Origin of the sequence: Nocardioides pantholopis (assembly GCF_003710085.1) — a bacterium.
Taxonomy (GTDB): domain Bacteria; phylum Actinomycetota; class Actinomycetes; order Propionibacteriales; family Nocardioidaceae; genus Nocardioides; species Nocardioides pantholopis.
Map to the genome: position 1 here is coordinate 3,945,632 of NZ_CP033324.1, position 15,018 is coordinate 3,960,649.

A 15,018-nucleotide genomic window follows, 5' to 3' on the forward strand; every position below is an offset into this window, starting at 1 on the left:
CCTCAGCCGGCGGCGCGCAGGAACGCCTCTAGGACCGGGCCCGCGGTCGTGGAGCCGGACTGGCCCTCCTCGACGAAGACCGCGACCGCGAGGTCGCCCTGGGCGGCCACCATCCAGGCGTGGGTGCCGAGCCGCGCGCCGGTGCCGTACTCGGCCGTCCCGGTCTTCGCGATCACCGGCGGCCCCGGCAGGTCGGCCAGCGCCCGGCCGCTGCCCTCGGTCACGACCGCCCGGAGCATGCCCTGCAGGGCCCGGGTCTGGGCCGCGGTGAGCGGCTCGACGTCCCCGGGGGGCGCGACCTCGACGCCCTCGATCATCCGCGGCACCACCGGCGCGCCGTGCTGGACCGTGCCGACGACCGCCGCCATCGCCATCGGCGAGGCCAGGATCCTGCCCTGCCCGATCAGGTTCGCGGCGGCCTCGGTCTGCGACGCCGGCGGCTCCACGCTGCCGAAGTACGCCGGGAAGCCGAGGTCGTGGTCGCGACCCAGCCCGAGCGAGGCCGCGGCGTCGGCGAGGTCGGTCTCCCCCAGCTGGTCGCGCTGGGAGATGAAGGCGGTGTTGCAGGAGTTCGCGACAGCCGTGCGCAGCGGGACCCGGCCCAGCGCCCCGGCCGGGTAGTCGGAGTAGTTCTTGAAGCGCTTGCCGTCGACGGTGAGGGTCGCGGTGCACGGCACGGTGCTGTCCGGGGTCAGCCCGGCCCGCAGCAGCGCCAGGCTGCTCACGGCCTTGAAGGTCGACCCGGGCGCGAACTGCCCGAAGGTGGCGATGTTGTACCCGCCGGCGCCGGGGCCGTTGGCAGCGGCAAGGAGGTTGCCGGTGCTGGGCTGGAGCGCGACCAGCGCGCTGGCCGGGCCGATGTCCGCGAGCAGGGACTCGGCCTCGACCTGGAGGTCCGCGTCGAGGGTGAGCCGCAGGTCCTCCCCGGGGACGGGCTCGGAGCGGAACAGCTCGCGCTCGTCGTCGCCGCCCGCGGGGTCGTCGGAGATCGCGTTGACCACGACGCCAGGGGTGCCACGCAGCTGCTCGTCGTAGCGGGCCTGGAGACCGGAGAGCCCGGCCTGATCGCCGGGCTGGTGGGCCGCGGGGTCCTCGGCGACCATCTCCGCGGTCACCGGACCGACGGTGCCGAGGATGGGGGCCGCGAACTCACGGGTCGGCGCCAGCGGCCGCTCGTCGGGGATGGCGAGCACTCCGGGGACGGTCGGGTAGCGCCGCGCCACCGCCGCGGGGACGTCGTCGCGCCGGTAGGTGATCGCCTCGACGAAGGCCTTCGGGCCGGCGGCGCGCACCTGCTTGACGTACGGCGCGACCTCGATCCCGACCAGGCCGGCGAGGGTCCGGGCCGCGCCGACCGCGGCGGGCGCGGAGACGGCGCCGCGGTCGACGCCGAGTCGCAGCACCGGACGGTCGGTGACCAGCGCGAGCCCGCGGGCGCCCAGGATCTGTCCGCGCGGCGGGTCGACAGTGGTGGTCGCGAGCAGCTCGCCGTCGGTGAGCGAGGGCTCGACGAGCGCCGGGGACCATGCGGTCTCCCACTCCTCGTCGACCAGGCGCAGCGGCGCCTCGGTCTCATAGCTCCACCCGTCGGGGCCGAACGGCCAGGTCCAGCCCAGCACGGCGGTGGCGCGGTCGTCCCCGCTGGTCTGGACGTCGACCACGTCCACCCGCGGCTCGGCGTCCCCGAGCCGCTCGACGACCGCGTCGTAGCCGGCCTGGGCGGAGGCCGGGGTGACCCCGGACAGCTCACCGCGCGCCAGCCCGCTCGCCAGCGCGGCGGCGGCGTCGTCGGGGGCCGGCGGCCCGTCGGCCCCGGACTCGCCGGTGCAGCCGAGGAGCAGCCCGCCGGCGACGCCGAGGCCCAGGCCCGCCGCGAGCAGGCGGACAGCACGGGCGTGGGATCGGGATCGACGCATGCCCTTCTTCTATCAGCCGACGCCGACGCCAGTCGTGTCAGTTGCCGGCGCGCGGAGCCAACTCAGCCGCCGGCCCCCGCCACCAGGTCCTCGACGTGGGCTGCGAAGCGCGGGCAGGTCGCGACGTCGTGGGCCCGGCAGCGCAGCGCGTGCAGCGTCATCTCCCGGGAGCGCTCCATGTCTGCCATCCGCTGCTCGAGGTCCGCGAGGTGAGCCTCCAGGACCCGGTGCCGGTCGTTCGCCTCCGCGTCCAGCAGCACCCCGATCTGCTCCAGGGTCATGCCCGCCTGCTTGTTGCGCACGATCACCGCCACCCGGACCAGGTCGTCGACCCCGTAGCGACGTCGGCCGGCCGCGTCGCGGGCGGGCTGGAGCAGGCCGACGTCCTCCCAGTGCCGAAGCACGTGCGTGCCGATCCCGAACTTGGCGGCCAGGTCCCCCACGGATCCGGTCCAGGCAGCTGACTTCATGTCCACATTAAGTCGCAGGAGGGTCCTCCACGCAACCCGAGCCGCGCGGCGTCCCCCGGAGTTTGCCCCGTGGGGTTCCGGGAAGCATGGCGATCCGCATCCGGGTTCGTCACGCACCTCTTCCTCGGGTTCTCGATGGTGACGACAGACCGCCTCCACCCAGTGAGCTCGAGCCTGCGAAAGGGACCACCGTGCCTCCGAGAGCCCCCCGTCTTCTCGCCGTCGTGACCCTCGCCCTCAGCGTGCTGGTCGTGCCCACGGGAGCTGCGCTCGCCGCCTCGCCGACCGTGGCGACGACCGTGGCGACGACCGCAGCGCCGCGGCAACGGAGGAAGCCGGGCGGCTGATGCTGGTGCTCGACTCCTCCGGCTCGATGAAGGAGCCGGCCTCGGGCGGCCAGACCAGGATCGAGGCGGCCAAGGAGGCGCTGCGCACGGTCGTGGCCGACCTCCCGGCCGACCAGGAGGTGGGGCTGCGCGTCTACGGCGCTCAGGTCTTCTCCGCCCAGGACGCGGGCGCCTGCACCGACTCCCAGCTCGTGGTCGACCCGGCCATCGACAACCGCGGCGAGCTCACGAAGGCCGTGGACGCCTATCAGCCCCACGGGGAGACGCCGACCGGGTACGCGCTGCAGGAGGCCGGCAAGGACCTGGGCAGCGAAGGGCGACGCACGATCATCCTGGTCTCGGACGGCGAGCCCACCTGCGAGCCCGACCCCTGCGTGGTGGCTCGTGAGCTGACCAAGAACGGCGTGGACGTGCGCATCGACGTCGTGGGCCTGGACGTGAACGGCGCCGCGCGCGAGCAGCTGCAGTGCGTCGCCGGCGCCGGCGCCGGCACCTACTACGACGTCGGGAGCGCCGAGGAGCTCGCCGACTCCCTGATCCGGGTGACGCGACGAGCCGCCCGCCCGTACGCCGCCATCGGCACGCCGGTCACCGGCGCGACCTCCCCCGAGCAGGCGCCCGAGATCGAGCCCGGCGACTGGCTCGACCGCGGCGAGCTCGCCGCCCCCGAGAAGCACTACCGCGTCCAGCGGACGCTCGAGAGCTCCACGATCCTCACCAGCGTCGCCTTCCGCACCAGCCGCACAGGCCCCGACTACGTCGACGTCCGCCTGACGACCCCGGACGGCGCCTCGTGCGGCTCGGCGAGCAGCGTCGGCAGCAGCAACCGACTGGTGAGCGAGGCCACCGCCGCCTCGATCTTCGAGGGACCCGACGACCCGTGCCTCACCAGCGAGGAGCTGATCCTGGTCGCCAGCTACCGCGGCACGGCCGAGGAGGTGCCGATGGAGGTCAAGGTCACCGAGCTGCCCGAGGTCACCAACCTCGACGAGCTGCAGCCCGCCCCCACGACCGCCACCTGGGTGCGCCCCGGTGGAGGACCCCGCACCGAGGTCACCGGCGGCACCTCGTTCGGTGACGCCGAGGCGCTCACGCCCGGCAGCTACCAGGGCGCCATCGTCCCCGGCGAGACCCTGACGTTCACGGTGGAGGCCGACTGGGGTCAGCAGGTCGACGCCGTCGCCCACTATCCCGCCCTGGCCGGCGCCGCGGGCCAGGCCGCCGAGGGCGGGCCGCACACGATCATGGAGGTGTACTCCCCCAGCCGGGCACCGGCCCAGGCGGCGTCCACCGACCAGCCGATCCAGAACGACGTGCTGCTGCTCACCGACGGCAGCACCGAGACCGCGGTGACGACCGGGGCCATCAGCCTCGCGAATCTCGACGGCCGCACCGACTTCCCCGGCTCCGAGGCCGGCGCCTACACCGTCACCCTCTACCTGGAGGACACCGAGGAGAACCCCTCGATCGCCGTCCCGTTCGAGCTCGACCTCGCGGTCACCGGAGCGCCGGCGGGCCAGCCGGAGTTCGTCGAGACGCCGATCGGCGGCGCCGAGGAGACCCCGTCGGAGGAGCCGACCGCGACGCCCGAGCAGGAGGACACCCAGGAGGCCGCGGGCGCGGAGGCCGACGACGAGGGAGGGATCCCGCTGGTGGCGGCCGTAGGCGCGGCCGGGGCCGTCGTGCTCGTCCTGCTGGCCGTGGCCGTGCTCCTGCTGAGCAGGCGTCGCCGTACCTGAACCACGCGCTTGACTTCAGGTCGACCTGAAGTCCCAGGCTGGCGTCGGACCCCACCGAGCCACCTGGAGGAAGCCGTGGACGACATCCAAGACCCCGTGCTGGACCCCGTGCTGGACTGCCTCGTGATCGGCGGCGGACCCGCCGGGCTGCAGGCGGCGCTGACGCTCGGCCGGCTGCACCGCTCGGTGCTGCTGCTCGACTCCGGCGCCTACCGCAACGACCCCGCCGACGCGATGCACAACATGCTCGGACACGACGGCACCGACCCCGCCGACCTGCGCGCGGCCGCCCGGGCCGACCTGGCGGCGTACCCGAGCGTGGCGGTCCGCGACGTCGCGGTGCGCACGGTCACGGCCGTCGACGACGGGTTCCGGGCCGAGCTGGCCGACGGGACCGCCGCCACCGGCCGCCGGCTCGTGCTCGCTACCGGCCTGCGCGACACGCTTCCGGACCTGCCCGGGCTGGCGCCGCTGTTCGGGAACGTCGCGGCTCACTGCCCCTACTGCCATGGCCACGAGTACGCCGGCACCCACGTCGCCATCCTCGGCAGCGGGCCGCACGTCGCCCGGGTCGCGCTACTGCTGGAGCGGATCGCGGCCCGGATCACGGTCCTGGCCGACGGCGGCGAGCTCGATCCCCCGACCGCTGCACTCCTCGACGACGCCGGCGTGGCGGTGCGCCCCGAGCCGGTCACCGGCGTGTGCCGCAGCGCCGCCGGCGCGACGTTGACCCTGGCCGGCGGACCGCCCGAGGAGGTGGGCGGGCTCTTCGTCGCCCCCACCCTCAGCCAGGCGGCGCCGTTCGCGGACCAGCTCGGCCTGGACCTGCTGCCGTCCGGATGCGTGCGGGTCGACCTGCTGGGGCGGACCAGCCGCCCCGGCGTGTACGCCGCGGGCGACCTCGCCCACGTGCCGGAGCTGCCGATGCCGATGGCGGCGGTGCTGACGGCGGCGGCCGCGGGCCTGGTGGCGGCCACGGCCGTGGACGGCGATCGGCTCGCCGAGCGGGTCGGGCTGGCACCGCCTGCCTAGGTTGAGGCCATGACCTCCCGGACCTCGCTGCTCGACGCCCCGCCCACCTCGCGGCCCCGCACCCTGGCCCGCTGGCTGCTCGGCGGCGTCCTCGTCTTCGCCGGCGTCAGCCACCTGACCTTCGCGCGGGAGGAGTTCTCCGCCCAGGTTCCTGGCTGGTTCCCGGTCGACGACGGCCCGGTGGTGGTGGCGTCCGGCGTCGTCGAGATCTCGCTGGGCGCGGCCCTGCTCGGCTGGGCGCGCGGCCGGGTGTCGGTGGGGCTGGTCGTGGCGGCGTTCTTCGTCGCGATCTTCCCCGGCAACCTCGCCCAGTACCTCGAGGGCAACGACGGCTTCGGGCTCGACACCGACCGCAAGCGGCTGGTCCGGCTGTTCTTCCAGCCGTTGCTGGTCGCCTGGGCGCTGTGGGCCACCGGCGCCTGGCGGGACCGGCCGCGGCGGAGGTGAGTGGGGCCTTCCCAGCCATGTAACGCGACGTTCGCTGCTCTGGGCGCCCGCTGCAACGGGCGTCTAGTGCAGCGAACGTCGCGTTACAAGCCGCGGGACGCCCGCGGAGGCTCAGCCCTTGTGGCGCGGCTTGCGGGCCCGGGCGTCGCCGTCGGAGGCGTCACCGTCCGGGGCGGAGGAGCGCGGGGCGGAGGACCGCGGGGCCGAGGATCGGGCGCCCTGGTCCTTGGTCAGCTCGATCAGCTTGCCGGAGATCCGGGTGCCGCGCAGCGCCTCGAAGACCTGCTCGGGCAGGTCCGCCGGCAGCTCGACGAGCGAGAAGTCCGGTCGGATCGAGATGGCCCCGAAGTCCCCGCGACGCAGGCCGCCCTCGTTGGCGATCGCGCCGACGATCTGGCGCGGCTCGACCTTGTGGCGCTTGCCGACGCTGATCCGGTACGTCGCCAGCGGGACGTCGCTGCCGCGGCGCTCGCGGCTGGCCGAGCGCTCCGGGCGGTCGCGCTCGGGGCGCGCCTCGCGGATCGGCTTCTCGGCGGCCGGGTCGAGCAGCAGCGGCTCGTCGCCCTGGGCCACGACCGCGAGGGCCGCGGCGACGTCCGCCTCGGGGACGTCGTGGTGGCGCACGAAGTGGGCGATGATGTCGCGGAACTTCTCGATCCGCTCGGTCTGGCCCAGCGCCGCGGTGATCTGGTCGTCGAAGCGGGAGAGCCGGGTCGTGTTGACGTCCTCGGGCGTGGGCAGGTGCATCTGCTGCAGCGGCTGCCGGGTGGCCTTCTCGATGTGCTTGAGCAGGTAGCGCTCACGGGGGGTCACGAACGAGATCGCCTGGCCGCTGCGTCCGGCGCGGCCGGTGCGGCCGATGCGGTGGACGTAGGACTCGGTGTCGGTGGGGATGTCGTAGTTGACGACGTGGCTGATCCGCTCGACGTCGAGGCCGCGGGCAGCGACGTCGGTGGCGACCAGGATGTCGAGCTTGGCCGCCTTGAGCTGGTTGACGGTCCGCTCGCGCTGGGCCTGGGCCACGTCACCGTTGATCGCGGCGGCGCTGAACCCGCGGGCGCGCAGCTTCTCGGCCAGGCTCTCGGTCTCGCTCTTGGTGCGGACGAAGACGATCATGCCCTCGAAGTTCTCGACCTCGAGGATCCGGGTCAGCGCGTCGACCTTCTGCGGGTAGCTCACCAGCAGGTAGCGCTGGGTGATGTTCGCGGCGGTCGCGGTCTTGCCCTTGACGGTGATCTCCTGCGCGTCGCGCAGGTACTTCTTGGAGATGCGGCGGATCTGGCTGGGCATCGTCGCGGAGAACAGCGCGACGTTCTTGTCCTCGGGGGTGCTCGCCAGGATCGTCTCGACGTCCTCGGCGAAGCCCATGTTGAGCATCTCGTCGGCCTCGTCGAGGACCAGGAAGCGCAGCTCGGAGAGGTCCAGGGTGCCCTTGTCGAGGTGGTCCATGATCCGGCCCGGGGTGCCGACCACGACGTGCACGCCGCGGCGCAGGGCGGAGAGCTGCACGCCGTACGCCTGACCGCCGTAGACGGGCAGCACGTGCACGCCCTTGAGGTGACTGGCGTACTTCTCGAACGCCTCGCAGACCTGGATGGCAAGCTCCCGGGTGGGCGCCAGCACCAGCGCCTGGGGCGCCTTCTGCTTCACGTCGAGGCGGGAGAGGATCGGCAGCGCGAACGCCGCGGTCTTGCCGGTGCCGGTCTGGGCCAGGCCCACGACGTCGCGGCCGGCCAGCAGCGGCGGGATCGTCGCGGCCTGGATCGCGGAGGGGGTCTCGTAGCCGACGTCACGCAGTGCCTTGAGCACGGGTTCGTCGAGACCGAGCTCCGCGAAGGTGGGAGTCTGGGCGACGGCGTCTTCGGTACTCACGTTTCCCACGGTAGTGGTCTGCGCCACCTGCGCTCCATTCGGCGGCGCGGAGGCGTTCGTCACTCCACGGTCACGGACTTGGCCAGGTTGCGCGGCTTGTCCACGTCGTGACCGAGGTGCACGGCCGCCTGGTAGGCGAGCAGCTGCAGCGGGATCGTGAGCAGGATCGGGTCCAGCTCCCGCTCGCTGGCCGGTACGTCGATGCGGTGCACGTCCGGGCGCTCCGCGACCTCCCCGAGGTCGACGCCGGCGTGGGTCACGACCACCAGCGGGCCGCCGCGGGCGGCGATCTCGTGCAGCGCCCCCACGTTGCGCTCGACCAGCTCGTCGTCGGGCACGATCGCGACGGTCGGGACGGCCGGGGAGACCAGGGCCAGCGGCCCGTGCTTGAGCTCGGAGGTCGGATAGGCCTCGGCGTGGCGGTAGCTGATCTCCTTGAACTTCTGCGCCCCCTCCCGCGCGACCGGGTAGCCGCGGACCCGGCCGACGAAGAACAGGCTCTCGGCGGCGGCCAGCTGCTCGGCGAGCGGCCGGAGCTCCTCCTGCCGCTTGAGGACCTCCCCGATCTGGGCGGGCAGCGCCCGCAGCCCGGCGATCAGCCGGTGCCCGTCGGCGATCGAGAGGTCCCGGACCCGGCCCAGCTGCAGCGCCAGCAGCGCGAACCCGAGGAACATGTTGGTCAGCGCCTTGGTGGAGGCGACCGCGACCTCGGGCCCGGCGTGCAGGTAGATGCCGCCGTCGCACTCGCGGGCGATCGCGCTGCCGACCACGTTGACCAGGCCGACGACCCGCCCGCCCTTGCGGCGGATCTCCTGCACGGCCAGCAGCGTGTCGGCGGTCTCCCCGGACTGGCTGACCGCGACGTAGAGGGTGTCCGGATCGATGACCGGGTTGCGGTAGCGGAACTCGCTGGCCGCCTCGGCGTCCGCGGGGACCCGGGCCAGCTCCTCGATGAGCGAGGCACCCATCTCACCGACGTAGTAGGCCGAGCCGCAGCCGAGCACCTTGACCCGGCGTACCTCCCGGGTCTCGCGGGCGTCGAGCCCCAGCCCGCCCAGGTGCGCGGTGCCGAACCGGTCGTCGAGGCGGCCGCGCAGGACGTGCTCGGCCGAGTCCGGCTGCTCGAGCATCTCCTTGTGCATGAACGAGTCGTGCTCCCCGACGTCGTAGGCCCCCGGGTCGATGTCGAGCTCCTCGGCCGGTGTCACGGTCGCGGTCAGGTCCTGGCGGTACGTCGTGAAGCCGGCGGCGGTGACCGTGGCCATCTCGCCGTCCTGGAGGTGGGCGACCGTCGTCGTGTAGCGCACCAGCGCCGCCAGGTCCGAGGCGACGTACATCTCCTTGTCCCCCACCCCGATGAGCAGGGGGCTGCCGTTGCGGGCGACGACGATCCGGTCGGGGAAGTCCGCGTGCACGATCGCGAGCCCGTAGGTGCCCTCGACCAGCGCGAGCGCCGCGGCGACCCGCTCCTCGAGCGTCGCGGCGACCGAGCGGGCCACGAGGTGGGCGATCACCTCGGTGTCGGTGTCCGAGGCGAGCGGGACGCCCTCGTCGCTGAGCCGCCGGCGCAACGCGGCGGCGTTGTCGATGATCCCGTTGTGCACCACGGCGACGCGCCCCGCCGCGTCCACCTGCGGGTGGGCGTTGGCGTCGGTGGGCGGTCCGTGGGTGGCCCAGCGGGTGTGCCCGATCCCGACCCGGCCGGGGAACCGGGCGGGCAGGCTGGCGGCGAGGTCCCGCACCCGGCCGGCCCGCTTGGCCACCTTGAGCCCGCTGCCGGACAGCACGCCGATCCCGGCCGAGTCGTAGCCGCGGTGCTCGAGCCGGGTCAGGCCCTCCAGGAGCAGGGGAGCGGCCTGCTGGCTGCCGACGTAGCCGACGATTCCGCACATGGCGGGGTCCTTTCCTCGTGCTGAACGGTTTGCTCGGTGGGGGCGCGGCCGCGCTCAGCCGTAGACGATCCGGCGCAGCTGTCGTTCGGAGAGCGGCGGCGCCGCGACCACGCGGGTGCCGAGCTCGGTGGCGATCCGGGCGAAGATCTCCGGGTTCCTGGCGCCATAGGTCTTCAGGTGGGCGTGCCGCCGCCGGACGTAGTCCTCGACCCCTTCGGCATGGAAGGCGACGACGTCCTCGATGACCCGGCGCGCCTCCGACTCGGTCAGTCCGGTGCTTGTGGCCACGTGGGCGACCAGGGCGGGATCGGGCGGCACCTCTCGACTGTCGCTCGATCGCCGGCGACTGACAAGTTCCTGCCCGAAATCGGGCAGGAATCCGCCTCGTCGCCCAGGAATTCGCCCGGCCCAGACCGGTGCGTGCCATCGGGAATGGCCCGCCGGTCCCCGTGGTTATGGTGATTGAACTTTGAACTACTTCCTTCGATCCCAGGAGCACCGCATGAGCATCTTCGGCCGCAAGACCGCCACCGAGACCGTCTTCGACGCCGGCACCTCCGCCGTCTCCGACCTGACCGGCGACTACACGATCGACTCCAGCCACAGCTACATCGGCTTCAGCGCCCGCCACGCGATGGTCACCACCGTGCGCGGCGCCTTCAAGGAGTTCGAGGGCACCGCGCACCTCGACACCACGAACCCGGCCGCCTCCTCGGTGCGCCTGGTGATCCAGACCGCGAGCATCGACACCGGCTCGGCCGACCGCGACGGCCATCTGGTCTCCGCGGACTTCTTCGACGCCGCGGCCCACCCCGAGATCGTCTTCGTCTCCACCGCCGTCGAGAAGGTCGACGACGACACCTGGGCCGTCACCGGCGACCTGAGCCTGCACGGAGTGACCAAGTCCCTCACGATCGCCTTCGACGAGACCGGCTCGGCCCAGGACCCGTTCGGCAACCTGCGCGTCGGGTTCGAGGGCGGCACCGCCATCAACCGCAAGGACTGGGGCCTGACCTGGAACGCCGCGCTGGAGACCGGCGGCGTCCTGGTCTCGGAGAAGATCAAGCTCGACTTCGACATCTCGGCGATCAAGAGCGCCTGAGCCCTCAGGCCGCGCCTCCCCTGGGTCCTCCGGGCTCCCAAATGGGGAGGCGCGGTGCGTTCGGCCCGGCCCACACTGGCCGGCATGGACACCGCGCCGCAGCACCACGACCCGGCCCGGGACCTGCCGCCCGGGCTGGTCTGGCGGCCGCTCGAGCCGACCGACCTGCGCGCCGTCTACGAGCTGATGGCGGCCTCGGAGCGCGAGGACCTCGGTGAGGTCCTGATCGAGGAGGCCGACCTGGTCGCGGACTGGCAGCGCCCGTCCTACGACCTGGCCGCCAGCTCGGTCGCCGTCCTCGACGGCGCCCGGATGGTCGGGTACGCCGAGGCGGCGGGCGGCGACCGCGGGGACGCGGCCGTGCACCCGGCGTACCGCGGCCGGGGCATCGGCGTCTGGCTGGCACACCGGATGCAGGACCTGGCCCGCGCGCAGGGCGCCACGACGATCGGCATGCCGGTGCCCGAGGGCTCCCCGGGCGACCGGCTGCTCGCCGCGCTGGGCTACCGGCAGCGGTGGACCAGCTGGGTGCTGCGGCTGCCGCCGGGCGCGACGGTGCCGGAGCGGCCGCTGCCCGCGGGGTACGCCGTACGCGCCGCCCGCGAGGACGAGCACCGCGCCTGCTGGACCGTCCTCGAGGACGCGTTCCTGGAGTGGTCCGAGCGCGACCGGCAGTCCTTCGAGGACTTCACAGCCACCGTGCTGCGGCGTCCCGGCTTCGAGCCCTGGCAGCTGCGCGTCGTGCTGGACCCGGCCGGCGCCGTGGCCGGCTGCGCACTGGTCCTGCTCAGCGCCGACACCGGCTTCGTGGACCGCCTGGCCACCCGGGCCGACCAGCGCCACCGCGGCCTCGCCCAGGCGCTGCTCGTCGACGCGTTCGCCGTCGCCCGGGAGCACGGCGCCGGCGTCGCGGAGCTGAGCACCGACAGCCGGACCGGCGCCCTGGCGCTCTACGAGAAGGTCGGCATGGAGGTCACCTCGACCTGGGTCAACCGCGCGATCGACCTGTGACCCGCTGTGTCCCCCGGACCCCTCAGTCGCCGACGACCGTGGTGACCACCTCGGTGAGCGACGGGGTCCGGGGAGTGGAGGAGAACCCGAACGCCGGGGGCGGGGAGACCGGCGCCAGCCCGCCCAGCGGCCGGCCGTCGAAGGTGCCCGCGGCCGCGACGATGCGACGCGCGCCGGTCGCGCCGTAGTACTCCCGGCGGCCGCCGCGCGCGGTCCCGCGGGTGCGCACGCCCGGCAGCACGACGCGGGCGACCGGATCGGTGACCGCGCACCAGGCCGGCGACTCCGCCAGCCGGCGCGGCACCAGCGCGAGCAGCAGGCCCAGCGCGGTGCGGCGCCCGGTCCGCAGCTCGAGGTCGAGCGAGGCCGAGAGCACCCGCCAGGAACCGGCCGGCCCGCCTGTCCCGGCGCCGGCCTCGACCAGGTCGACGGGCTCGATCCGCACCTCGTCGAAGACGTACGTCGCGCCGACGAACTCCGCCACCTCGGCCCGGGGCGCCACCAGCACCCGGTGCCCGTCGGCGGTCTCCACCATCGCGTCGGCGAACGCGCCGAGCGGGCTCTCCCGCCAGCTGCCGACCACGATCCGGGTCCCGCTGGTGGTGCCGATCCCGGCGATCGCCCCGCGGAACCGGCTCATCGGCGTACGCCCCGGGTCGGCGGCGCCGAGAGCGGGTCCTCGGGCCAGGCGTGCTTGGGATAGCGGCCGCGCAGCTCGGCGCGGACCTGCGGGTAGCCGCTGGCCCAGAACGACGTCAGGTCGGCGGTCACCGCGACCGGCCGGCGCGCCGGCGACAGCAGGTGCAGCAGCAGCGGCACCCGGCCGCCGGCGATCCGGGGCGCCGCGCGCCACCCGAAGACCTCCTGCAGGCGCACCGCCAGCACCGGCTGCTCGCCGTCGTAGTCCACCCGCACGCTCGACCCGCTCGGCACCGCTACCCGCTCCGGGGCGAGCTCGTCGAGACGCGCCGCCTCGGGCCAGGGCAGCAGCCGGCGCAGCGCGGTCACCAGGTCGACGCGGCGCAGGTCGCGCCCCCCGCGCAGCTTCGCCAGCTCGGGCCCGAGCCAGCTCTCGACCGAGGCGGAGAGGGCCGCGTCGGAGACGTCCGGCCACGGGTCGCCGAGCGTCCGGTGCAGGAACGCGAGCCGCGCCCGCAGGGCCGTCGCGGCCTCCGACCACGGCAGCAGCGCGAGCCCCTCGCGACTCAGCGCCTCCCCCACCGCCGCCGCCACCAGCTCCGGCGGCGGGTCGGCCAGCGGCACCGAGGCGAGGTCGATCGCGCCGAGCCGCGTCGTACGGCGCGCCACCACCCGGCCCTCGCGCCAGGTCGCCTCGTCGCGCTCGTGCCACAGCGACGGCGCGGCCTCCAGGGCCAGGTCCTCGCTGAGCGGGGCCGCGGCCCGTACCGTGGCGTCGCGCTGGCCGGGGCGGCGCTCGGCGTCGGCGACCACCAGCCACGGCAGCCCCGCGAGGGTGGACTGCCCGGGCGCGAGCACGGCGCCGGTGCCCGACGCCATCAGGTACGCCGTGGAGTCCCGGCGCCGGCGCGCGATCCGGTCCGGGTGGGCCAGGGCCACGACCATCCCGACCGCGAGGTCGTCGCTGAGCGTGCCCCCGGCCTGCCGGTCCTGCCGGTCCTGGCGGTGGCTGCCGGGCAGCGCGTCGTGCAGGCGCCGCACCTGGGTGCGCCACGAGCCCGTCGCGGGTCCGCCGCGGCGCATCGCCCGCAGGGCGGCGACCAGGTCGCCGTCGGGAACCCGCACGTCCTCGGAGAGCAGCGCCACCACCTCGGCCGCCCGGCGGGCGCCGACCGGACCGGCGCCGTCCAGCAGGGCCCGGGCCAGGCGCGGGTCGGTGCCCACCCGGGCGATCTCGCGGCCGCGCGCGGTCACCGCGCCGTCCTCGTCCACTGCCCCCAGCAGCGTCAGCGTCGCGCGGGCGGCCGCGAGCGCCGGCCGGGGCGGCGGGTCGAGGAGCGCGAGGTCCGCGCCGCCCGGGCTGCCCCACACGGCGAGCTCGAGCGCGAACGCGGTCAGGTCTGCCGTGGCGATCTCGGGCGCCGGATGGGGGTCGAGGTGGGCGTGCTCGGCCTGCGACCAGCAGCGGTACGCCGCACCCGGCCCCTCGCGCCCGGCCCGGCCCGCGCGCTGCTCGGCGCTCGCCCGGCTCACCGGGACCGTCACCAGCCCGGCCAGCGCCCGCCGGTGGTCGGTGTGCGGCCGGCGGGTCAGGCCGGCGTCCACGACCACCCGGACCCCGGGCACGGTCAGCGACGACTCGGCGACCGCCGTCGAGACCACCACCCGCCGCCGCGGTCCGGCGGTGAGGGCGAGGTCCTGCTCCTCGCTCGGCAGCCGGCCGTGCAGTGCGCGCACGTCAGCGGCCACGCCGGCGAGCCGGCGCACCACGCCGGAGACCTCGCCCACCCCCGGCAGGAAGACCAGGACGTCGCCGGGCTGATCGGCCAGGGCACGGCGCGCCGTGGCCGCGACGTGGTCGAGGAAGGCCGGCGTCACGCCGCGGTCGTCGGTGCGGCGTACGCCGGGCGGCGGCGGGCACCAGTGCTCGGCGACCGGGTGCAGCGCGCCGGGAACGCCCACGACCGGCACCGGCTCGCCGGCAGCGCCCCCGCCGGCCAGCACCCCCGCGGTCCGCTCGGCCTCCACGGTCGCCGACATCGCGACCACCGCCAGGTCGGGACGCAGGTGCTCCCGGACGTCGACGAGCAGCGCGAGGGTGAGGTCGACGTCGAGCTGGCGCTCATGGACCTCGTCGAGGACGACAGCGCTCACGCCGGGCAGCTCCGGGTCGCGCTGGAGGCGGCGCAGCAGCACCCCGGTGGTGACGACCTCGATGCGGGTGGCCGCACCGACCTTGCGGTCGCCGCGCACGGCGTACCCGACCGTGGCGCCGACCGGCTCGCCCAGCAGGTGGGCCAGGCGCCGAGCCGCGGCCCGCGCGGCGATCCGGCGTGGCTGGGTCACGACGACCCGCCCGCCGAGGGCGGCGGCCACCGCGGGCGGCACCAGCGTGGTCTTGCCGGTGCCGGGCGGCGCGTGCAGCACCGCCGCCCCGCGCGCGGCGAGCGCCTCGACGAGCGGAGCCAGCCCGGCCGCGACCGGCAGGTCCGGCGGAGTCGCCAGCAGCCACTCGATCGGGTCGGTGCTCACCCCTGAAGTCTGCCGCCCC

12 protein-coding genes are annotated in these 15,018 nt (G+C 74.8%); 5 read left to right on the top strand and 7 right to left on the bottom strand.

Features of this window, described 5'->3' with window-relative positions; all coding sequences use genetic code 11:
• Window positions 1–2 precede the first annotated feature (2 nt).
• The gene (locus tag EBO35_RS18820; protein ID WP_122819088.1) at window positions 3–1,916 is read right to left on the bottom strand and encodes a penicillin-binding transpeptidase domain-containing protein; all 1,914 of its coding nucleotides are present in this window, start codon (window positions 1,914–1,916) and stop codon (window positions 3–5) included.
• Between the two features lie 62 nt (window positions 1,917–1,978).
• Entirely contained in the window at window positions 1,979–2,386 is a 408-nt protein-coding gene (locus EBO35_RS18825; RefSeq protein ID WP_122819089.1) for a MerR family transcriptional regulator, read from the bottom strand.
• Window positions 2,387–2,732: 346 nt separating this feature from the next.
• On the opposite strand from EBO35_RS18825, the gene EBO35_RS18830 reads away from it, so the two are divergent.
• The 3 genes from EBO35_RS18830 to EBO35_RS18840 all read left to right on the top strand — a co-directional run bounded on the left by EBO35_RS18830 (window position 2,733) and on the right by EBO35_RS18840 (window position 5,951).
• Window positions 2,733–4,472 (top strand): vWA domain-containing protein, encoded by a 1,740-nt coding sequence (locus EBO35_RS18830; RefSeq protein WP_122819090.1) that lies wholly within the window; start codon window positions 2,733–2,735, stop codon window positions 4,470–4,472.
• A gap of 75 nt (window positions 4,473–4,547) precedes the next feature.
• Complete coding sequence (locus EBO35_RS18835) at window positions 4,548–5,504, top strand: NAD(P)/FAD-dependent oxidoreductase (protein ID WP_206422616.1); 957 nt, start codon at window positions 4,548–4,550, stop codon at window positions 5,502–5,504.
• 9 nt (window positions 5,505–5,513) lie between these two features.
• Entirely contained in the window at window positions 5,514–5,951 is a 438-nt protein-coding gene (locus tag EBO35_RS18840; RefSeq protein ID WP_122819091.1) for a DoxX family protein, read from the top strand.
• Between the two features lie 111 nt (window positions 5,952–6,062).
• On the opposite strand, the gene EBO35_RS18845 is transcribed toward EBO35_RS18840, so the two are convergent.
• Genes EBO35_RS18845 through EBO35_RS18855 form a run of 3 tightly spaced genes read right to left on the bottom strand, consistent with a single transcriptional unit; the run spans window position 6,063 to window position 10,033 of the window.
• On the bottom strand, window positions 6,063–7,823 hold the full coding sequence (locus EBO35_RS18845; RefSeq protein ID WP_206422617.1) for a DEAD/DEAH box helicase: 1,761 nt from the start codon (window positions 7,821–7,823) through the stop codon (window positions 6,063–6,065).
• A gap of 59 nt (window positions 7,824–7,882) precedes the next feature.
• Window positions 7,883–9,715 carry a glutamine--fructose-6-phosphate transaminase (isomerizing) gene (glmS, locus tag EBO35_RS18850; RefSeq protein ID WP_122819092.1) on the bottom strand — a complete coding sequence of 611 codons (1,833 nt, stop codon included), beginning with the start codon at window positions 9,713–9,715 and terminating at the stop codon, window positions 7,883–7,885.
• Window positions 9,716–9,769: 54 nt separating this feature from the next.
• Window positions 9,770–10,033: a hypothetical protein gene (locus tag EBO35_RS18855; RefSeq protein WP_122819093.1), complete on the bottom strand. Its 264-nt coding sequence runs from the start codon at window positions 10,031–10,033 to the stop codon at window positions 9,770–9,772.
• Between the two features lie 184 nt (window positions 10,034–10,217).
• On the opposite strand from EBO35_RS18855, the gene EBO35_RS18860 reads away from it, so the two are divergent.
• Together EBO35_RS18860 and EBO35_RS18865 are read left to right on the top strand one after the other, a co-directional pair.
• Window positions 10,218–10,817 (top strand): YceI family protein, encoded by a 600-nt coding sequence (locus EBO35_RS18860; RefSeq protein WP_122819094.1) that lies wholly within the window; start codon window positions 10,218–10,220, stop codon window positions 10,815–10,817.
• A gap of 84 nt (window positions 10,818–10,901) precedes the next feature.
• Entirely contained in the window at window positions 10,902–11,828 is a 927-nt protein-coding gene (locus tag EBO35_RS18865; RefSeq protein ID WP_122819095.1) for a GNAT family N-acetyltransferase, read from the top strand.
• A gap of 22 nt (window positions 11,829–11,850) precedes the next feature.
• Here EBO35_RS18865 and EBO35_RS18870 read toward each other — a convergent pair whose 3' ends face one another.
• Window positions 11,851–12,468, bottom strand: coding sequence for a hypothetical protein (locus EBO35_RS18870; protein WP_122819096.1), 618 nt, complete (start codon window positions 12,466–12,468; stop codon window positions 11,851–11,853).
• On the bottom strand, window positions 12,465–14,999 hold the full coding sequence (hrpB, locus tag EBO35_RS18875; protein WP_122819097.1) for an ATP-dependent helicase HrpB: 2,535 nt from the start codon (window positions 14,997–14,999) through the stop codon (window positions 12,465–12,467). Before hrpB ends, EBO35_RS18870 begins: the two co-directional genes overlap by 4 nt.
• Window positions 15,000–15,018: the final 19 nt, after the last annotated feature.